Source organism: Collinsella aerofaciens (genome assembly GCF_039752985.1).
Classification (GTDB): Bacteria; Actinomycetota; Coriobacteriia; order Coriobacteriales; family Coriobacteriaceae; genus Collinsella; species Collinsella aerofaciens_BT.
The window spans coordinates 1-20605 of sequence record NZ_JBDMHA010000040.1; the positions used below are offsets into that span (position 1 = coordinate 1).

The following is a 20605-nucleotide window of genomic DNA, read 5'->3' on the forward strand; positions in this document are numbered from 1 at the left end:
CCGTGGCCCGCGGCAGCGTCTTCGGCGCCTGGGTCGACCTGCGCGAGGGCAGCGCGACCTTCGGCAGGGTCTACACCTGCACGCTTGACCCCTCGAAGGCCATCTACGTGCCGCGCGGCGTGGGCAACTCCTTCCAGGCCCTGGAGGACGGCACCGCCTACACCTACCTGGTGGACGCCCACTGGTCCCTCGAGTTGAAGAGGACCTACACCTTCGTGAACCTCGCCGACCCCGAGCTCGCCATCGAGTGGCCGATCCCGCTGGATCAGGCCACCGTATCCGAGGCCGACCTCAACCACCCGATGCTCGCCGACGTCGTCCCGATGGCGCCGAAGCGCACCCTCGTCACCGGCTGCAACGGCCAGCTGGGCCACGCGGTCCGCAGGCTCGCCGAGGAGCGCGGCGTCGCCAAGGACTTCGACTTCTGCGACATCGACACCTTCGACATGTCCGACCCCGACGCCTATGCGCAGTACGACTGGTCGCTCTACGGCACCGTGATCAACTGCGGCGCCTACACGGCCGTGGATAAAGCGGAGACCCCCGAGGGCCGCGCCATCGCCTGGAAGGCCAACGCGACCGGTCCCGCCCTGCTCGCACGCACCTGCGCCGAGCATGGGATCACCCTGGTCCATGTGTCCTCCGACTACGTCTTCGACGGCACCGCCGAGGTGCACACCGAGGAGGAGCCCTTTTCTCCGCTGTCCGTCTACGGCCAGACCAAGGCCGCCGGCGACATCGCCGTGGCGGGATGCCCGCGCCACTACATCATGCGCTCCAGCTGGGTCATCGGCGAGGGCCACAACTTCGTCAAGACCATGAAGGCGCTCTCCGACCGCGTCGCCGACCCGGACGACAAGTTGGAGCAGATCACCGTCGTGGACGACCAGCTGGGCCGCCTGACCTTCACGCGCGACATGGCCCAGGCCATCTTCCACGTGCTGGGGACCCACGCTCCCTACGGCACCTACGGCTGCACGGGCTCCGGCGCCGTGAAGTCCTGGGCCGACATCGCCCGCGCCGTCTTCGAGGCCGCCAACGGCAACGGGGACAGGGTCGTGCCGGTCAGCACCGCCGACTACTACGCCGAGGCCTCCGGCCCAATCGCCCCGCGCCCGGTCCACTCCGCGCTCGACCTGTCCAGGCTCGAGTCGGTCGGCTTCCACATGGCCGACTGGGAGGAGGAGCTGAGGGAGTACGTTAAGGAGCTGATTGGATAGTGGCCCCATTGGACCAGAACAGACCGATAATCATCGCCAGTGACTTCGGATATGTCGAAGGCGGCGCAACTGCTGTCGCCATTAAGACGGCGCTCTTGCTCGCGTCAAATGGGCAGAAAGTTGTCTTCTTTTGCGGTGAGGGTCCCGTTTGCGACGAGATTGCCGAATCCGACGTTGAAGCGGTGTGTCTCGGCATTCCTTCCATCAACAGCGACCCTTCGAGGCTTGATGCTATACGCAACGGTGTGTGGAACGCACGCGTTCATAAGGCGCTTGGTGACCTGCTCCGACGGGCTGACCTTTGCGGCGCCATCGTTCATGTGCATACTTGGACAAAGGTGCTGAGTAGTGCGGTGTTCGCTGCGGCGACCGAGAGCGGCAACCCGCTTCTCTTGACTGTGCACGACTACTTTGCCGTGTGCCCCAATGGCGGATTTTACAACTATAACCAGAAGTGCATTTGTGAACGATTCCCTATGTCGGCTTCTTGCATTGCTTGCAGTTGCGATAAGCGTAGCTATGTCCAAAAGCTTTGGCGTATGGTGCGACAGGCTAGGCAGGATAGATGGGTCAGAAATAATCCAAAGGTTCATTATGCGTTTGTGTCAGAGTATTGTCGCGATATCTTGGTTCCGTTTCTCCACAGCTCCTATCCCTACGAGGTTCTTCACAATCCGATCGATCATATCGACTTCGGAGTAACTAATGCCTCGTGTTCAAAGGATGCATTCCTCTATATCGGACGCGTTAGCCCCGAGAAGGGTGCGGATATGTTTTGCGAGGCTGTGACCTCACTGGGCGCTAAAGGAATTGTTATCGGCGATGGTGAGATGCTGCCTGAGCTTAAGGAGAGATACTCCCAATGTATTGATTTTACTGGTTGGTTAAAGCCTGAGGAAATGAAATTTCGCGGGGCCACTCGTGCCATCGCGATGGTGCAACCGTCGCGATGGCACGAGGCGGCCCCGCTCACGCCACTGCAGATGCTTGAGCAGGGAGTGCCGTGCATTGTGCCCGATCGTTGCGCTGCTCGCGATTATGTTGAAGAGGGCGTTAACGGCCTGCTGTTCAAGACAGGCGACGTGGAGGACCTCAAGCGCGCAATGCGGGAGATGCTTGATAGGCAGCTTTCGCCAGTTCCTATCAGAATTGATGATGAGGAGTATTTGCGAAATTTGATAAATCTGTACAAGAGGGTGAATTAATCGTGCTTCCTAGTTTCACTCTCGTCGTTGCCACGGCTCTTCTCTGCTTTATGAAAAGGCAGTCGCGTGTAGTTACCGCTATAGCGTTCGCTTCCTTGTGGATTTTGATGGGCCTTAATACTGCCAATGCCGACTATGCTCTATATAAATACTTATACGACTTTAAATTGCTCGATGCATCAGGGATTAATGCAGGGTATCTTGCCGCTGAGCAGATTGCTTGGTTCCTTGGGCTTGATTTCATGCAATTCAGGATGTTGTTTTCGGCTGTCGGTCTTGGATTGATTACCCTATTTATCAGGCGCTACTCTACGTGTCCAAATATTGTTTTAGCGCTTTATGCATTTCTGCCTTTTATGTATGACGTAGTCCAATTTAAGTTTTTTTTGGCGGCGTCTATCGCTATTTATTCTTTACGATTTCTTATCGATAAGCCGAAATTCTATGGATTGAAATACGGTATCGGTCTTTATATTGCGACGCTTATTCATCCGGCATCCTTTCTTTTCATTGTCTTTGTTGTTGGTCTTCTCGATGAGCGGAATGCCTTTCGGGTTTCATTAATAGCTGCTGCTTTCGTTTTGATTGCTGTCTACAGTGGACTGGCTCAGCATATATCTTCGTTCCTTCTCGACTCTGTTAAACAGGGTGCATATATGACTGAGCTTGGCAGATTTGGATGGATTCCTTATTTTGTTTCCGGTGTTGGCGGCGTTGCGCTCTCTTATTTTTCATCGTCTCGACGGCATTGTACGGAGTTGTCTAGGCTCGATAGCGCGCCATTACGTTTTCGACGTTATTTTGAGAGCGCTAAGTATGCGTATCTGCCGCTTTTGGCGATGCTCCCTCTTTCTGTTCAGAACTTTTATCGCCCGATTCGATGCGGCAACCTGCTCATCTTGATATTTCTTTCATCTTTTGTTTTCGATGGGTCGGACTTTTCGTCTGGCTTTCCTCGTACTGAGATAAAGGCCATTGGCATTTTGTTTTCAGCGTGGCTCGTTTTTACGCAAATCATTCTTTACAAGGGTGTCATTGACATCGTGCTTGTCACCGAGTTGACCAATAATTTCCTTTGGAGTTAGACGATATATATGGACTTTGATTTGTCATCTAGAGGAGCTACTGCGCATGTGAAAAGTGTCGCTGTAGTCCTTTCAACGTATAACGGGTCTCGATACGTTCGCAAGCAATTGGATTCTTTGCTTTCTCAAAGAAAGTTGCCTGATTCGATTGTTATAAGCGATGACTGCTCGACCGATGAAACGCCGAAAATCGTCCGTGATTTTATTGCTGAACATCAGGACTCGCCTGTTTCTTTTGAATTTTCAGTCAATGACAAGAATATAGGTTGGAAAGCAAATTTCAGAAGGCTGATTTCGCATTGTGAGGCGACTTATATCTTCCCCTGTGACCAGGATGATATCTGGAATCCGAACAAGATCGAAAGCATGGTTGAGGTAATGGAGTCGAATCCTGATTTCGATCTGCTTGCCTGTTCTGTTGAGCCGTTCTATGAGGAAGGTTCCCGCAAGTCAGACGCCGGCTCGGTGGAGGCCGCGCTAGGTGCGGATCGCCTGGAGCGCGATCAGTTGAGGCCCGACTTCATGTATGTCAGACATCCTGGCTGCTCTTACTGCGTGCGTGGCGCTTTTGTTAAGCGTGTTCTTCCGTATTGGGAGTCCACTTATCCACACGATGCGGTTCTTTGGAGGTATGCCGTTCTCGAGGACGGTGCCGCCGTTCTCAACCAACGTCTTGTGAGGTTTAGAAGGCATGATGGCAACGCTTCTGATCGCAAGAAGCAGACAAAGGCTGATCGCCTAGCGGACGTGGATTACTACATCGATTTTGTAGAACACGCAAAAAGATTCGTAGAGGCTGATGAGCGTTGTGGCTCTGAGTCACTTTCACTCTTACTGTCCTGCGAGGAATGGCTCGATGCGCGCAAGAGGCTTCTTGAGGCTGGAAGCATTGGGGCGGCAGTAGCCTGTTTGAGGAATCGCCGGTTCTACAAGACGACGCGGGGGCCCTTACTTGATATTGCCTTCGCTTGGTTAGAGGGCCTGAGCGTTTAGGCGTTTTTCAAGGTGAATGACATGAAAGGTGGAGCATTGTTTGGCATTAAGGATGAAGCCAAGCTGAGATTGGTAAAGATAGGTTGGCGAAAGAAGAGTCCTGGAAAGAACACGCGCCTGGGATCACGAACGATTTGCATTGACGATATGGGAGCTGACGATTTCTGCAACGGCGCTCTCGCAACTATCAGGGTGATGGCGCTATGAGCAGGACGAGGGTCACTTTCGTCCTGCCCGGTATTGCCAGGACTGCCACCGGTGGTGCCAAGATGGTGTTCATGTATTCGAACCATCTTGCCTCAAAAGGATTCGAGGTCACGATTTGCTTTGATTGCCAGAACATGCTCAAGAAATATCACTTACCTACATTTGCGCGCAAGATTGGCTCGCAAATACTCGTGAGGCATAGGCCGAACTGGTTCGACTTAGATTCTAGGGTTGAGAAACATTGCATCTTCGGCATTAACGAGGCTACGATGCCTGACTCCGACCACGTAGTGGCGACATGGGTTGGATCCGCCCGGCCCGTCGCCGCTCTTTCGGCCGCCAAGGGCATCAAGCACTATTTTATCCAAGGCTACGAGACTTGGGGCACATCCGCTGGGGAGGTTGAGGATACGTACCGGCTTGGCATGTCGAATATCGTCGTAAGCGACTGGCTTGCAGATATCGTTGAGCGTGCAAGTGGGACCGAGCCGCACAAGGTGAAAAATCCCATCGACGGAGACGTTTTCTACCCCACTGGGGAGGAGCGCCGAGATCACGCAGTGGCGGTTCTCTACCACCCCGGCGAACATAAAGGATTCTCGGATGCGCTTGCGGCCCTCAAGCTCGCTCGCGAACGGGTTCCCGACCTCGAAGTAAATATCTTCGGTGGCCCTATGAGGCCGGATTGGCTTCCTGAATGGTGCCATTACACATGTAATGCCAGTCAGGATCAACTTAGGAGTATATATTCCCGGAGTTCAGTGTTCTTATGCGCAACCATCAACGAGGGATTTGCCCTCACATGTCCCGAGGCGATGTTCTGCGGCTGCGCGCTTGTCTCGACGGATTTCCAAGGAGTGCATGAATACGCGGACGCGGAGTGCGCACTACTGTCTCCGGTCCATGATCCCGAATCTCTCTCCATTAATTTAGTGCGGCTGCTGCTTGATCCATCTGAGGCAAGACGGATTGCGACCCTTGGGAACAAGCGGGCGCGCGAAGAATGCTCATTGCCTAGAGCATTGAGCGCCATGGAGCGCGAGTTTGCCCATCGCTAGGAACTAAAAGGCTTACGGAACGACGATTTGCCGTTTCTTTGGATAAAGGACGAATTACTCATTTATGAAAATAAGAGAACTAGCCGGAAATGCTGTCGCCGCCTTTGCGTCTCAGGGATTCAGCTTTCTTCTAAGCGTGTTGACCTCCCTTCTTGTGCCTAAGGTCCTTGGAGTTGAGGGATTCGGCTATTGGCAGCTCTTTCTGTTTTACTCAAGCTACACAGGCTTTTTTTCCCTTGGAATCGCCGATGGAATGTATCTGGTCGAAGGAGGAAAGGGACGCAGTCAGATTGATAGGAGAAAGGTCAATTCCGCGCTCTGGTTTGGTATCGCCTATGAGGTTCCCATTGCCGTTGCCATAGCAATTGGATGTCGCTTATCCGGTTTCGATGAGCAGCGTGAGTTCGTTATCTCGGCCACGGCTATCTATATGATTATCTCATATGCGTGGAATGCGCTTGGGTATGTCTTCCAGGCGATGAATGAGACCAAGCTCTACTCTTTTGCCGTCATGGTAAACAAGCTTGCCTTTCTCGTGCCGTTAGCCGTGCTGATCATCCTGCGCTGCGGCGACTTCCGCCCATTTGTGGCTTTCTATGTCATTTCCCACTGCTTCTCGCTTGCGTACTGCGCATGGAGAGGGCGCGATATTCTCTCGGCGGGCCTCTGTTCGTCCCGGGAGGCCGCCCGCACGGGGCTCGGCTACATCCGTGTCGGCATTAAGCTCATGCTTGCCAATATCGCAAGCATGCTCATCTTGGGTTTTGCGCGTTTCCTAATCGATGCCGAGTGGGGTATCGAAACCTTTGGCAAGCTGTCTTTCTCGCTGTCGATGGTGAACTTCTTCCTAGCGTTCGTCTCCCAGGCGAGCATGGTGCTTTTCCCCGCTCTTCGTCAGAGCGGCGACGCCGAGCAGCGCAAGGTGTTTTCCGCCATGAGGGATGCGCTCACGATTGTTCTCCCCGGATTTTATGTCCTTTGTTTCCCTATGATTTGGCTCATCGGGAAATGGCTTCCGCAGTACGGGGACAGCCTTCACTTCTTTGTGTACCTGCTTCCCATGTGCGTCTTTGACGGCAAGATGAACCTTCTGGGAACCACGTTCTTTAAGGTACTTCGCGAGGAAAAGACCCTGCTCAGAGTCAATATCGCCACTGCCGCGGTTAGTGCCGTGGGCACGCTTCTTGGTGTTTATGCGCTCGGCAGCGTCGACGTGGTAATTTGCTCCATTGTTGTGGCGTTGGCGTTTAGGAGTCTGGTCTCCGAGGAGATCATCTCCAAGAAGATTGGCGAGGGGCGATCGATGCTCCCCGTTGGCGAGGTTCTGGTGAGTCTGGGTTTCCTTATGACGGGAATTCTGATCCCAGGTATTTCCGCCACTCTGTGCTATCTCGCGATGTATGTCTTGTTCCTTTTCGTGTTCAAAAGCGAGACGCGGAGTGTCGCAGCTTCTTTTAGAAAGCTGAAGGGCGGACTGAATTAAACAGTTCAACAATTTACTGTCTGATAGAAAGGAATTTATGAAATGAGTTCGCATGATACTGAGCATGCATATCTGACGCTTGATCAAATCCACGCCGAAGAGCTTGAGACATTGGTTGATTTTGATGAGTTCTGCAATGAGCATGGACTTCGATATTCGCTTGCCGGGGGAACGCTTCTAGGTGCTGTCCGTCACAAAGGGTTTATTCCCTGGGACGATGATATCGACATTTGTATGCCTAGGCCGGATTGGGACATGCTCATTCAACTGCTGCAGGATGATTCCAAGGCAACAAGACTCGAGGCGATGCCATATCCCGGGACCGAGCTTTACAAGACACCGCTGCTTAAGGTTGTCGACCCACGAATAGCTGTTCAAGCTGAGGCCGAAAACGAGCAGACATATCTTTGGCTCGATGTGTTTCCAGTCGATGGTTTGCCGTCGGACGAAAAGGAATTAGCGCGGCTGTTTTCCAAGGCACTGACTATCAGGAAAACATTGATGGTCGCCGCTACAACAGCGGAATCGGGCCATAGTCGGGCCCGCAGAGCTTTTAAGTATGTTATGGGGCCCGTGCTCAGGGCGCTTCATGCTGTGAGCCATTGCGGGCGTTTGCTCGATAAACTGGCGAGGGATTTGCCTTATGGCTCGACTCCTTTTGTCGGAGTTCTTACGTGGGGCCTGTACGGAGTCGGCGAGAGAGTTTCTTTCGCTGGTTTCGAGAAGACCGTGAAGCTCGAATTCGAGGGAAAAGAGTTTAGCTGCATGTCCTGCTGGGATGAATATCTCTCGGGAATCTACGGCGACTATATGCAACTGCCGCCTGAGGATCAGCGAATTACGCACGGGATGAAAGCTTGGAAAGTCGATACAGAAGAAAGGAAATAAGGATGGCCAATTTTGTAATCCTGACTGCCGGCGGTGTGGGCTCTCGGATGTCGAACGAGATTCCCAAGCAGTTCATCAACGTAAATGACAAGCCGATTATCGTGTATACGCTAGAAGCGTTTCAGCGTCATCCTGGCATCGATGGGATTGTTGTTTCATGCCTTCAGGGATGGGAGCCAATTCTGGGCGCCTATGCGCGCGAGTTCGGTATCACCAAGCTTAAAGCAATAGTTCCTGGCGGTGAGACCGGTCAGCAGTCTATCTACAATGCCCTGTCTAAAATCAGGGAGTTCGGTAAGGACGATGACTTCGTTATTATCCATGATGGTAATAGGGCCTTCGTTTCCCAGGAAATCATCTCTAATGCTCTTGGAGTAGCTGAAGCGAAAGGGGATGCTGTCGCATGTATTCCTTGTGTCGAGGTCATCGCTAAACGAGATGCCAAGGATCCGGATACTTCAAAGGTGACTATTGACCGCGACAGCCTTGAACGCACTCAAACACCGCACGTGTTTCATTTAGGAGATATCCTCGAGCTTCATGAATGGGCAAAGAAGAACGGGGTTGAAACCGCTGCCGCTCCTGAGCTGCTTACGCTACGTGGCCGTGCAATTCACTTTTCACCGGGCGATGAGACGAACTTCAAAATTACTACCCAGAGCGACTTGAAGATGTTTAAGGCGCTGTTGGCCGCAAAGGGGGCGAAGAATGAATAGGACTAAAGACGAGGCCTACCTCAGTGGCGTCGATGCTGTCTGCGCTCTCGACCTGCCATGGGGGCAGCTTGCTGGTAAGTCAGTTGCCATTTCCGGCGCGACGGGAATGATTGGCGCCTTTCTTGTTGATGTGATAATGCGCAAGAATATTAAAGAAGGTCTTGGCTGTAGAGTTATCGCGCTTGGGCGTAGTGCCGAGAAGGCGCGCGCTAGGTTGCCGTATTTTGAAGACGAGCATTTCTTTTTCGAGGAAGGCTCTGTCATTTCACCTAATTACCGACCTTCGCAACCTGCTGACTATGTTCTGCATCTGGCAAGTTCTACCCATCCTCGTCAGTATGCGACTGATCCAATAGGGACTATTCGCGGTAACGTTGATGGTCTGCAGAATCTTCTTGAGTATGCTTCGGACTGCGGTGCACGCCTGCTATTCGCCTCCTCGGTCGAGATTTACGGTCAGAATAGGGGTGATGTCGAGCGCTTTGATGAGAGCTATTGCGGGGATATCGACTGCAACACGCTACGTGCTTGCTACAACGAATCAAAGCGTTTGGGTGAGGCTATGTGTCAGGCCTATCGTTCGCAGCGCGGAGTTGATGCTGTGATTGCGCGCATTGCTCGCGTTTACGGCCCTACGCTTTTGCCTGATGATTCGAAGGCATTGTCTCAGTTCATGCATCGTTCTCTTGCGGGGGAGGACGTTGTTCTTAAGAGTGATGGTACACAGCGGTTCTCTTATCTTCATGTAGCAGATGCGGTTTCCGGCTTGCTGCATGTCCTTCTTTTGGGCATGGACGGTGAGGCCTACAATTTGGCAGATGAGGGGTCTGACATTGCTTTGAGGGACCTTGCCGCTCTTGTAGCCGAATTTGGCGGAGTAAAAGTCGTGTTTGATTTGCCTGATGCAGCTGAGGCAGCTGGCTATTCCAAAGCTACGCTTGCGCTTATGAGCGGATCTAAGGCTCGTGCTTTAGGTTGGCATCCTCTTTACGACATTCAAAATGGTATCGCTTCGACCATGAGCTTGCTGAAGGGCTTGTTATAGCCTTCTCTTATCGTGTGTTGAATTGATGATAGGTTGGCAAGCGACCGATGCCGTTGGTATCGCCGGCTTCCAATCTGATAGCAATCCGCTACTTTTGTAATTAGCGCACTAACGTATAGATGTTAGTGCGCTAATTCTTATTACCGGCTTTAGCTCCATATAACTAAACAGCGAATTGCAACCATTTAGGAACGATCTGTACACCCTTCTGTTCTGGAGCTTCGCGTAGCAACAATCCCGTTCTGAATCCCCGAGATGCTCGGCGGGAAGGACTGGTTGTCGGCGTCGATGGAAAAGCTTTCTTCCTTGGCATCCAAGTGCTGCTGAATGCGATCGGCATACTTCTCTGCCCATTCATCGGCTTTGCCATTTCGCACAAAGTAATTGTTGGACAGGTCGGTTGGGCGGTAGGCGTAGCTGTCCTTCTTGTAGTTTGCCGTGTGATCGGAGTGGGCGATTGCCATGAGCTCGTCGGTCAGGCCAAAGTACAGATGGCGCTGGTCCAGGTCTCCGTACCAGTTGTCGCTGGTGTCGTCCCAGGTTAGGTCCATCTGGCACCATTTGCCGTCGATCTTTACGGCGTTCCAGGTGTGACCGTTGCCGGTGATGCGGCCGTTGGCGATGCCCGCGGCGTCAAGGAGCTTGGAGTAGATGCGCTGGTAGCTCTCGCAGGTGCCCTGGTGGCGCGTGAGGCCGCTTTCGGCCGAGCACCAGTTGAGGCTGTGGTCGTACTCCAGCTGGTCGAGCGTCCAGTCGTGGAGCCACAAGGCCATGTCGTATTCCGAGCCGTCTGTCTGTTGCCTGCACTGGGCCACGGCGTTGTTGACGATCTGCGTGACGCTCGGGCGGGCGGCGTCGTTTACGGTCACCTCCGCCGTGGTGCGCAGGTAGTAGATCCCCTTGTCGTTTTGGGGGTCGTATCTGTCGTTGTCCATGAAGTAGAAGTAGATGCGGTAGGTGCCCGATGCCGTGAAGTCAAAGGTAAAGTCGTGGCCCGCGGTGCCCAGGCTGCAGTAGCTGGCCCATGCCGGGCGCGACGGGTCGCAGACGCTTTCCTGGCTGCCGCCGTCCCAATAGGTGGGCACGTCCATGCGCGCCTTGGCCTGGGACGAGCCGTTGGCCTGGGTTACGTGGAAGATCGTCACGGTGCCCGCGGGGGCGTCGTTCCACGAGACGGTGAAGGTGAAGCCGTTTTGGGTTGCCGTGGCGGAGTGGGCGTAGGTGGTTTGTGACGTGGTGGAGATTGCGGCGGGCGTGGGGTTGGTGCGGGCTCGGAGGGATGGGGTGGGGGCTGTGGTGGCCGCGCCGGTTGCGGCGGCGGTGCCGGGGGTGGCGGTGTCTGTGGTGTTGGCGTCCGCGGGGTCGGTCTGGCTGGTGCCGGTAGATGTTGCGGTGCTGTCCTCTGCGGAATCTGCTGTCGCATTTGTGTTGGTGCCGTCTTCAGCCTTGTCTGTGCCGCTGCTCGTGGCGTCGGCTTGCGCCTGCTGCTCGGTGGTCTCTTGGGGCTGAATTGCCTCCGCGATGGCTGCCATGGGCATCGTCGCGCCGACCATGGACGTGCACGCGATCGCGCAGAGCAGGTAGTAAAGGGGTCGTTTCATAGCGGAGCCTCTCGGTGAGCAGTCAATAGGGTCCGAAGGCAGCTCCAGGCCTGCACTCCGCACATATTTTATTGGGGATTATTTTACGGGAACCCCAGTCAACATCAGCGAACTTTCTGGGGGATGTTGGGGAGGGGAGGGATGGTTGGTTGCCCGGTGACGTTGTGAATCGCGTTGGGTTGACTATGCCTGATGCGGCAAATCCAGCATAAGGCCGTCTCGCGCTTCTTCGAGACTCGCCACCGAGACCTTCCAGGAAAAGTCCGCAAGGCTGCTGCCTAGGTCAAGTTCTGCGTGGTCGTATTTTTCAATTTTGCAGCCTAGGTGATTCTCGTCTGGTAAAAGGCGACATTCGACCGGTCGCGACCCGATGATTCGATACTCCTTCTGATATGCGTACTTGGGTGTTTTGATAACGAGATTGTGCGGGATGCCCTCAAAGATCTCGCGTATCAGTTTTGGCCCGGGAACGCCGTAGGAGATGGGACCGTGGGCGTAGATGCTTCCGTCGTCGGTGGTGTGTCTGTCGGCGAGGCGCGCGAAGCTGTCGTACTGCACAATGCCGATCCATCCGTCCTCGCATCCGAACTCCTGGATCATGCGTTTCGGGATTTTCACGGCGTTGTCGACGATATCGTTCTCGCGGACCGTATACATGCAGTAGATGGGCAGGGAAGTATATCTGTAGAGGCGCACCCCGGGAGCCATGGAAGCTTCGAGCGGATCGCCCTGTTCGCCAGGCAGGCCATGATAGTAGCCGGCCGCGTTCATGTAGAGGCGACCGTTTATTAGGTCGTCGATGTATGCTTCCTTGGGTGCAAAATTGAGTAGGTATGCGATGCCGTCTTTGAGCATAGAAGATCCTTTCTTGGGTGGAGGTGCCCTGGGTCGCTTTGTGCGCCCGGGTTGTTTGCCGCCAAGGTAAGGCCGACTGGTGGGATCTTCGTGCGGGAGTGGTGCGGGTCGCTGGTGTTGCCCGGGGGCTGTGATCGCCCTCGGCGTCTGGGGTGCATGTCTGTGGAGCGTTCCGGGGGGGGGCTGTTTCCGGGCAGGGGAGTGTCGGCTGCTGCCAGCTAATAACGAAATTGGGGGCGAGCTCACAGTTGAGGCTGTCCTGCGCAACCTCAGCGGGGCTACGTTCTTCAGACGCGTGTTGGAAGTGGTGCGGAGTGTTAGGGCCTCGCCGCGATGTCGAACGGTACGGTTATCAAGGATTTGCTCAGCGTCAAGTTCGAACTTCCGGTGTGGGTGCAAAGTGGATTGGGACAGGACGGATGATTGGGGCCATCTTCGAGCTTGCAGGTGAAATAGGGGCGGCATAGGATATCTAATGATATTCAGGTTTGGGATGCGGACCGACTCGCTTCGAATCGGGCTTACATCAACTTTCTCGACACTATCGTATGAGAGGAATCTGGTATGAAGATTGATTTGCATTGCCATACCATCAAGGCGAAATCGGGCGATGGAGGGCGCGATATTGACCCGGCCAGCTTGGCTGAGGCCTTAGCAGGCAACCAGGTTGGTATCGCCGCCATTACAAACCATAACCTCTTCGACCTTTCAATATTCAAGCAATGCGTAGCTGAAGCGTCAGCCAAGGGAATCGATCTCTGGCCGGGCATAGAGCTTGATATTCGAGGCAAGTCTAGGGTTGTCGGCCATGTAATCGTTATTGCTGACCCCGTGCATGCGAAGCAGTTTTCTGATGTCTGTAATGGCCTGGTTCAATGCACACATCCTGATGATTTTGTTCTTGATTGGGATAAGCTTGCCGGCGCATTTGTCGGACAAGGGTTCGATTTCATCGTGATATCTCATTACCGTCCCTTCAAGGGCAAGTCTTATAAAGATAAGGCACTGCCTTACGCCGATAATCAAGCACTGAAAGCGAGTTTTCCAGTAGAAACCCCGTTCTTTTTCGAGCCTTCAAACCTTAAGCGCGCTGGCATCATGTATGCCGATGGGGTCGATTGCCTGATTGGCTCGGACGTCAAAGACTGGAGCAAGTATTGTGAGTGCTCCCTTCCTGAGATTAAACTTGAGGTCAAGAGCTTCAGCCAGTTTCTGCTCCTGCTTAGAAAGACACCTGAAGTTCTCAAATCCATTATGGACAAGAAAACGTCAGAGCAGGTTGAAATCACTTTGTTCGATGACGATGCGAAGCTTACCTTCCCCGTCTACAACGACGTCACCATCGTCTTTGGCGCCAAAGGCACGGGGAAGACGGCGCTTCTAAAAAAGATAGAGAATCATTTTCGGGCGAAGGGGTGGACCGATGTCTCTTCGTATTACGCGTCAGAAAACAATGACAAGTATAAACAAATGGTGAACGTGAATCCCAAAGAGGAGGACTTTGTTAAACTCGGCGTCGACGACGCGAGTGATAAATTCGCTGGCATCAGAGCGTGGAATGAACCGGCAGTAACTCCTTTTAGCAATTACATCAGCTGGGAAGAATACAGTGTCGAGAAAAAGGACACGGCTCGCTTCGGATTTGCCTTGGCTTCTGCACCTGTAGAACCGGACCTTGACGCGATGAGATGTCTTATCGATGACTATAAGACATTGATATCTAGCGCTAATAATATTCTTAACAACAAGATTGTTGAGGCTTGCTTGAGTTCTAACGAATTCAGTGAACTTAGATCTGCTGTTCTGAGAGTATGTATGAACGCGCAATCCTATGTGCGATCCGGTTTCGTTGACGCCTACGCACTTCATCTCGAGTGTTTTACAGTCAAGAAAATGAAAAGTTACATCACTGCGCGAACGGGGAGTCCTACAAAGCCTTCCGGAACCGGGTTTTCGGCTTTTGCCTTAAGCTACAAAAAGGCGAGATCCATTTTGAATTCGATTTCCGATTCTTTTCAAAACGAGCCTTATGAGGAAAAAGTGGTACTCGGACGTCTGGCTGAAAAGGGCGACGTTGTACAACATCGAAAATACTTAATAAATCCGTCGCAGGGAACGAAGGTCTCTTATCTTCGCGATAAGGTGAAGGCCAAGAATCTAAAATCGTTGGTTGCGGCAATCGGCAATGCATCGGATACCGCCAAAACTCCGTGTGGGGCATTGGCCTCGAAAATAGCCGAGGTTAACAAGATGACAGATGAGATGGGAATTGCCTCGCTTAAGGACTGTCTGGGCGTTACCTCCTATGTGTCTTGTGGGGGAGATTCGAGCTATGAGCCCTCTAACGGGGAGAGGGCGATGATTGTTCTTGCCCATGCCCTGTTCGACGATGATGCCTCCATTTATATCCTCGATGAGCCTGAGGCAAGTATGGGCAATGAATTTATCAACGAGGTTATCGTAGATAGAATCAACCAGCTGGCGAAAGCAAATAAAATTGTCATAGTGTCCACCCATAATGCCAACATTGCTGTTCGTACTTTGCCCTGGCAATCGATTTATCGCGAATACGATGGCGGTTGCTATCGTACCTACGTGGGTAATCCCTTTTGCGATGAGCTTAGGGATATTGCTGAGGTCAAACCGCCTAAGGTGTGGACACAAGTGAGTATGGACACTCTTGAGGGCGGGGAATATGCATTTACCGACAGGGAGATTGTTTATGGAAAACTTAACTAACGGAATCGTTCTGAACGCCGGTGCCGACCAACACGTGATTACGGTTACGTTGCGTATGAACTCGGAGGGCAATGAGGTCCTTCACTTTGAAGACGCTCCGGAAGAGTTGGACATCGACTTTGCGAAAAGCGACCAGACCTCTCTACGCAAGTTATTTCGCTGGCTGTTGGATGAGCAGCTCAAGCAAAGATTCAGCCTGAAATTAAAGATTGACTCCTCGGTTAAGAATGTCACTTATAAAAAGGTCGCTGAGGATTACGTCAATGACCTCAACGCTGAAATTGATCAGGTCTTTTTAAATGAAGCTCAGACCATAAAGGATCTACATGAGAAATTGGGATAGAGCCCGGAAACGGTAGGGGTTCTGGGGACTCATAAGCCTCGATTAGTTTGAGGTATCTTTAAAGATGACTCCCGATAACGTCTTGATAAGGGCTGCTTCGAATATTGGTAGTATGGTTGTTTGCGAATTTGTGTATGAGACGCTTGACTAATGTGTCCTCGTGGAGTGCGATGCCGTCTTTCGGGTCGCTGCGGGCGCGGGTATGTAGAGTGCTTTTATGCGTTGGCACTCGTCAACCGCTAGGGCGATGCAGTACGAGTTGGGGCCTCTTTTCTGCTTCACTTCATTAAGGTGTATAGTATATAGCGCAATATTAAAGCTCTTTGGGAGCTTTAAGGGTGACGCTTTCTGTAAGAGAGTGTTGCCCTTTTTTCATGCATGTAATGTGTGACGTGTTAGCTAAACGCCATTTCGGCAATGGGATGGTCGAGTATGGGCGGTTTGGCACCTTGCGCCTGCTGTCATTGGTGTAGCAAGCACTTGATTTAGACTACTTAAAGTCTATAATCAAAGAAAAACTCTGATATATCTTTTCAAAATAATGAAAGGAATGTTGAGTACCATGCTTTGTCAGTTCACCTTTAAGAACTATCGGTCCTATCGCGACGAGGCTGAGCTTTCCATGCAGGCGACGCCGATGAAGGAGTTTGAGCGTTCCCTCATCGAGTGCTCCGACGGGCAGAGTTTCCTTCCGGTGGCTGCGGTGTACGGGCCCAACGCTGGTGGTAAGTCTAACCTGCTCGAGGCTCTTGATTACGTTCGTTCGGCGGTGGCCAGACCAATTAGATTGCTGTCTGCCAGCGCTGATGCGCCAGCGGGTGATCGCCCTTTGATAGCCCGTTGTTCGGCGTTTGAATTTGATGACGTGTCTGCTGCCGAGCCCACCGAGTTCGAGCTCTATTACCGCGCGGGCGAGCATGAGTACCGCTATGTTCTGTCTGTACACGCCGATGAGATCGTGTCCGAAGGGCTGTGGCGGCGTAAATTGGGAGCGTCGCGTACGGCGATGCTGTTCGAGCGCGAGGATACAAAGGTTGAACTCGGCCCCACACTGCGTAAGCTTGTGACGGCTGCGAGGTTCAACCCGAGCCTGCCGTACCTATCGTTCCTTTGCATCAACTTCGATGCGCCGGTGGTCCAGGAGGCGGCCAGCTGGTTTCTCGACGCTGTGTTTCTCAACTACAACAGTTCCTACCTTGAGCGGATGCTCGAGCAAATGCTCGACGAGGGCGACTCGCGCGAGGTCACGCGTTTTTTGCGCGCCGTTGATGTGCGTATTGATGGCTTCAGAGTGGAGAGGGCGCCGGAGTGGCGCGGCCAGCGCGTCTTCGTGAGGCACAAGGTGAGGGGCAAGGCGTACGAGCTGCGTTTATCCGAGGAATCTGCCGGTACCCAGAAGCTCATGGGGTTGGCTGCGTATCTGATGACAGCGCTTGAGCGTGGTGGCACCGTTGTGGTAGACGAGCTCGACGCCAAACTGCACCCGAAGCTTCTTCGCTATGTGATTCTGCTGTTTAAGGATCCTGAGGTCAACAAGAGTGGCGCGCAGCTCATCTTCTCGTCCCAGGATGTGTCAACCATGCGAAACGATGTGTTCCGCCGTGACGAGATATGGTTCGCTGCACGCGGCGAGGGGGAGGCGAGCCAACTGTGGTCTCTCGCCGATATCCACGAGGCAAACGGTAATCTGGTAAGCAAGAACGCGGCTTTCGACAAGCAATACCTGTCCGGTCGCTACGGCGCCGATCCGTACCTCACCCGCATCGAGGAGTGGGATTAGCATGGTGGTGAAGAAGTCGAAGGGCTGGCGTAGCGGCAAGCGAGAGGGCCGCTCGCGCATGGTTCAGATGACGCGTCATCTTGTAGTGAGCGAGGGCAAGGAGACCGAGCCTCGCTACTTTGAGGGCGTGCGTGCGGCGTTGGGCGCGGCGAACGAGCGCAAGGTTGCCATTGTCGTTAAGGGGACCGGCAGACACACGCTTGACCTGCTTGACTTCGCCGTCGAACACTGTCGCTATGCGCCCGAGACGTTCGATCACGTGTGGCTCGTGTATGACAAGGATGACTTTCCTGCGTCCGACTTTGATGCGATGAAGCGCAAATGTGACGAGCTCTCCGATGGTTCGAGGACCTTCCATGCGTTGTGGTCGAACCCCTGCTTCGAGCTGTGGCCGCTTTTGCACTTTCGCTACACGACCGCGCATATGTCCGCGTCCGACTGCCAGCATGCCCTCGCGCAGGAGATGTCGAAGAACTTGGGCATCGAGTACCGCAAGAACCTGGACGGGATGTTTGGGGCAGTGGATGATAGGCGAGGCGAAGCATTGGAGCGTGCTGGGCGCCTCGTCGCGTACCATAGGGAACTGGGTAACATTAAGCCATCTGCGCAAAACCCTGCAACTAAGGTGGGCGAAATTTTCGATGTAATCGGGCCGTATCTGGTTGGATAGCCGAGTTCGATCGGGCTCGATAGGTCTGGAGATTCATGAAAGATGTTGTTTTGGGCTGCCTGCCGTTTTTAACTGGATTGACCTTTTGGGACCCTATAGGAGACTAGGGCGAATCTAGCGGTATTGACGCAACCAACCTACGGGCCTGCGTCCTACAGAAAGGCGGTTGTTTTCCGGATGGCCGCCTTTCTTCATTACGCCTATGAAGAGAGGCTTTATTGAAGAGTATTCGGCGTAACAGTCATATCTAGGTGATTCGCCCAGTTAAACGCTCTTACATAGTATCTCGAGCCAATCAGCGCGAACGGAGATCTAATGGCCGCCGCTAATACAAAGCCGTGGCTTACGGCGTCCGAGCAGATTGACCGTCTCAAATCGAGAGGTGTCCATTTCTTGCTGATGAGCGAAGACGATGCCAGAGCTTACCTGGAAAAGAACAGCATCTATTTTCGTCTGCGTGCTTATCGACTTGGGTTTCCTAAAGTTGAGAAGGGAAATCGCAAGGGAGAGTATGCAAATCTAGACTTTTACGCGGAAACGGAAACGAGCGATACCCGTGCCTATGAGCAAGCACTAGATATTGAGTATATTGTTCATCGCGAGATGCAGCGCTCGGGCTTGAGTAAAAGCGAGCTGACAAAACGTATGGGCGTGAGTCTTCAGTCGCTTTCGAAATTGTTGAATTCTCAGCCCAACATGACGCTGAAAACGGTCACAAAGTTTGAGCTTGCGTTGGGTATCAAAATCATTCCTCAGGTCATTTCCGGTTATTCGAATGAGGCACCGTTTTTTCTCTCCAATGCGATTTCCATGGCGTATGGTCACGCTAAGAGATATCTGATGGTCGTTACTGGACTTTCGCCCATGGGGGCTTTGACGCTGCCGGCAATTCTTCCTTCGGAATTGGCAGTGGACAGCGATACGTCTTTCCAAAGTGAGTTAGTTGTTTTCGAGTTGGATTTTGCATGCCACTGTGTGCAAATGTAACGGGGTGCCGAATCGGCAGTTTAACTGATTCGGCACTTATATTTCGAAGTTTTTAGTTGAAGCCCTGCGATGCCCGTGCTACGACAGCTAAATTGACCGTGACGTCCTGTCTTGCGACACGCATGTCGCTCCGCATGGGTATCATGGTGAAAGCGATTTCAATGACAGGGGTGCTCGTGGTAAAGATGAAAGATGTGGCCGAGCTGGCGGGCGTTTCGAGCGCCGCCGTCTCGCGCTACCTCAACGGTGGATATATCTCGGCGGACAAGGCCGAGCGCATTAAGCATGCAATCGAGCTGACCGGATACGTGCGGTCCAGTCAGGCTCGCGCGCTGCGCACCGGTTCCACCAAGCTCATTGGCGTCATCGTACCTAAGATCAACTCCGAATCCGTGAGCCGCATTACCGCCGGTATTGGCCAGGTGCTCGGTCGTCGTGGCTACCAGATGCTCCTTGCCAACACCGACAACGCGGCCGATCGTGAGCTCGAATACCTCGATTTATTCCAAAACCACCCGGTCGATGGCATTGTGCTGGTGGCAACCATGATCACCGACGAGCACCGTCGCGCGATTGAGTCGTGCCGCGTGCCCATTGTGTTGATCGGCCAACATGTCGAGGGCGCGGCATGTGTCTATCACGACGATTACGAGGCTGCCTTTGAGCTGGGCCATGCGCTTGCGGGTCGCTTGGATGGCAAGATTGCCTACATCGGAGTTACGGATGAGGACCGCGCGGCCGGTTTCGACCGTCGTCGAGGTTTTGAGGCCGGCTTGCGCGCCGCGGGCAACCCGCTCGATGCCGCCTTGATTCGCCTGGGCTCGTTTACGCTCGACTCAGGCTATGGTGCGGCGCGTGAGCTGCTTTCCGTCGCTCCCGATGTTTCGTTTATCGCCTGCGCGACCGATACCATGGCGGCGGGCGCGCTGCGTGCCATCGATGAGGTTCGCGGCATGGGCGAGGGTATACACCGCGTGAGTGGTTTTGGCGACAACGCGTTTTTGCGCGCGCTGACGGGCGGCATTCCCACCGTGCATTATGGCTACCTGACCAGTGGCGTCGAGGCGACCAATATGTTGCTCAATACGCTCGATGGCGAGGAAGGGGAGAGCGGTCTCAAGACGCTCAAACTTGGGCATCAGCTCATGAATGTCTAGGCCTTGGACGCGTCTGCCTGCCTTTGAGTCCCCAGTTTTTGTCTCAAAACTACCATTCGCCGGCTATTTCGTACCGTTCACCCTACTATGAAAACGATTACACACATATGAAACTGAAATCGATTACAGTGTAAGTGTCAAAGATGGCCGGGTGCACGTGCGCCCGTTGGAGGAAGGGGAAGTCATGGACTACCGCAAATCAGCCCAAGAGGTGCTCGACAATATCGGTGGCGCCGACAACGTCGTCTCTGCCGCGCATTGCGCCACGCGTTTGCGCCTGGTGATTGCCGATAACGCGAAGGTTAACAAGGAGGCCCTCGAGAATATCGACGGCGCCAAGGGCGTCTTTGAGGCTCAGGGCCAGCTCCAGATTATTTTTGGCACCGGCACCGTCAACAAGGTCTACGAAGAGTTCATTGCGCTCAGCGGAGTCGAGGCTGCCACCAAGGCCGAGGCCAAGGAGGCCGCGGCACAGCAGCAGAACATCTTTATGCGTGCCATTAAGGTGCTCGGCGACGTCTTTGTCCCCATCATCCCCGCCATCGTGGCTTCGGGTCTGCTGCTGGGCATTAT

Annotated in this window: 18 protein-coding genes; 16 read left to right on the forward strand and 2 right to left on the reverse strand. The window is 53.5% G+C overall.

Annotated features, from left to right (window positions below; translation table 11 throughout):
- From ABHR76_RS06510 to ABHR76_RS06550, 9 genes are all read left to right on the forward strand, one after another.
- Positions 1 to 1220: sugar nucleotide-binding protein (locus tag ABHR76_RS06510; protein ID WP_346977112.1), on the forward strand; the 1220-nt coding region annotated here is incomplete at its 5' end.
- Positions 1220 to 2425, forward strand: coding sequence for a glycosyltransferase family 4 protein (locus tag ABHR76_RS06515; protein ID WP_346977113.1), 1206 nt, complete (start codon positions 1220 to 1222; stop codon positions 2423 to 2425). The genes ABHR76_RS06510 and ABHR76_RS06515, both read left to right, overlap by 1 nt.
- Positions 2426 to 2532: 107 nt before the next feature.
- A complete protein-coding gene (locus ABHR76_RS06520; protein WP_430392688.1) occupies positions 2533 to 3510 on the forward strand; it encodes an EpsG family protein in 978 nt (325 codons plus the stop codon).
- A 48-nt stretch (positions 3511 to 3558) separates the two neighbouring features.
- Positions 3559 to 4503, forward strand: a complete 945-nt coding sequence (locus ABHR76_RS06525; protein WP_346977114.1) for a glycosyltransferase — start codon at positions 3559 to 3561, stop codon at positions 4501 to 4503.
- A 269-nt stretch (positions 4504 to 4772) separates the two neighbouring features.
- A complete protein-coding gene (locus ABHR76_RS06530) occupies positions 4773 to 5768 on the forward strand; it encodes a glycosyltransferase family 4 protein (RefSeq protein ID WP_346977115.1) in 996 nt (331 codons plus the stop codon).
- Between the two features lie 64 nt (positions 5769 to 5832).
- On the forward strand, positions 5833 to 7251 hold the full coding sequence (locus ABHR76_RS06535) for a lipopolysaccharide biosynthesis protein (protein WP_346977116.1): 1419 nt from the start codon (positions 5833 to 5835) through the stop codon (positions 7249 to 7251).
- A 42-nt stretch (positions 7252 to 7293) separates the two neighbouring features.
- Positions 7294 to 8139 (forward strand): LicD family protein, encoded by an 846-nt coding sequence (locus ABHR76_RS06540; protein WP_346977117.1) that lies wholly within the window; start codon positions 7294 to 7296, stop codon positions 8137 to 8139.
- 2 nt (positions 8140 to 8141) lie between these two features.
- Positions 8142 to 8855 carry an IspD/TarI family cytidylyltransferase gene (locus ABHR76_RS06545; RefSeq protein ID WP_346977118.1) on the forward strand — a complete coding sequence of 238 codons (714 nt, stop codon included), beginning with the start codon at positions 8142 to 8144 and terminating at the stop codon, positions 8853 to 8855.
- Positions 8848 to 9900, forward strand: a complete 1053-nt coding sequence (locus ABHR76_RS06550) for an NAD-dependent epimerase/dehydratase family protein (protein WP_346977119.1) — start codon at positions 8848 to 8850, stop codon at positions 9898 to 9900. Before ABHR76_RS06545 ends, ABHR76_RS06550 begins: the two co-directional genes overlap by 8 nt.
- A gap of 185 nt (positions 9901 to 10085) precedes the next feature.
- Here the strand turns inward: ABHR76_RS06550 and ABHR76_RS06555 are convergent, their stop codons facing one another.
- The gene (locus tag ABHR76_RS06555) at positions 10086 to 11501 is read right to left on the reverse strand and encodes a transglutaminase domain-containing protein (protein WP_346977120.1); all 1416 of its coding nucleotides are present in this window, start codon (positions 11499 to 11501) and stop codon (positions 10086 to 10088) included.
- 183 nt (positions 11502 to 11684) lie between these two features.
- Positions 11685 to 12356 (reverse strand): hypothetical protein, encoded by a 672-nt coding sequence (locus ABHR76_RS06560; protein WP_346977121.1) that lies wholly within the window; start codon positions 12354 to 12356, stop codon positions 11685 to 11687.
- A gap of 564 nt (positions 12357 to 12920) precedes the next feature.
- On the opposite strand from ABHR76_RS06560, the gene ABHR76_RS06565 reads away from it, so the two are divergent.
- From ABHR76_RS06565 to ABHR76_RS06595, 7 genes are all read left to right on the forward strand, one after another.
- The gene (locus tag ABHR76_RS06565; protein WP_138375004.1) at positions 12921 to 15095 is read left to right on the forward strand and encodes a hypothetical protein; all 2175 of its coding nucleotides are present in this window, start codon (positions 12921 to 12923) and stop codon (positions 15093 to 15095) included.
- Entirely contained in the window at positions 15079 to 15438 is a 360-nt protein-coding gene (locus tag ABHR76_RS06570) for a hypothetical protein (RefSeq protein WP_138375005.1), read from the forward strand. The genes ABHR76_RS06565 and ABHR76_RS06570 overlap by 17 nt, the downstream gene beginning before the upstream one ends.
- 562 nt (positions 15439 to 16000) lie before the next feature.
- Positions 16001 to 17218 (forward strand): AAA family ATPase, encoded by a 1218-nt coding sequence (locus ABHR76_RS06575; protein WP_171021537.1) that lies wholly within the window; start codon positions 16001 to 16003, stop codon positions 17216 to 17218.
- A 1-nt stretch (position 17219) separates the two neighbouring features.
- Positions 17220 to 17888 (forward strand): RloB family protein, encoded by a 669-nt coding sequence (locus tag ABHR76_RS06580; RefSeq protein WP_138375007.1) that lies wholly within the window; start codon positions 17220 to 17222, stop codon positions 17886 to 17888.
- 315 nt (positions 17889 to 18203) lie between these two features.
- The gene (locus ABHR76_RS06585) at positions 18204 to 18875 is read left to right on the forward strand and encodes a helix-turn-helix domain-containing protein (RefSeq protein ID WP_138375008.1); all 672 of its coding nucleotides are present in this window, start codon (positions 18204 to 18206) and stop codon (positions 18873 to 18875) included.
- 185 nt (positions 18876 to 19060) lie between these two features.
- On the forward strand, positions 19061 to 20032 hold the full coding sequence (locus ABHR76_RS06590; protein ID WP_229025934.1) for a LacI family DNA-binding transcriptional regulator: 972 nt from the start codon (positions 19061 to 19063) through the stop codon (positions 20030 to 20032).
- Positions 20033 to 20216: 184 nt separating this feature from the next.
- Positions 20217 to 20605: glucose PTS transporter subunit EIIB (locus ABHR76_RS06595; RefSeq protein ID WP_346977122.1), on the forward strand; the 389-nt coding region annotated here is incomplete at its 3' end.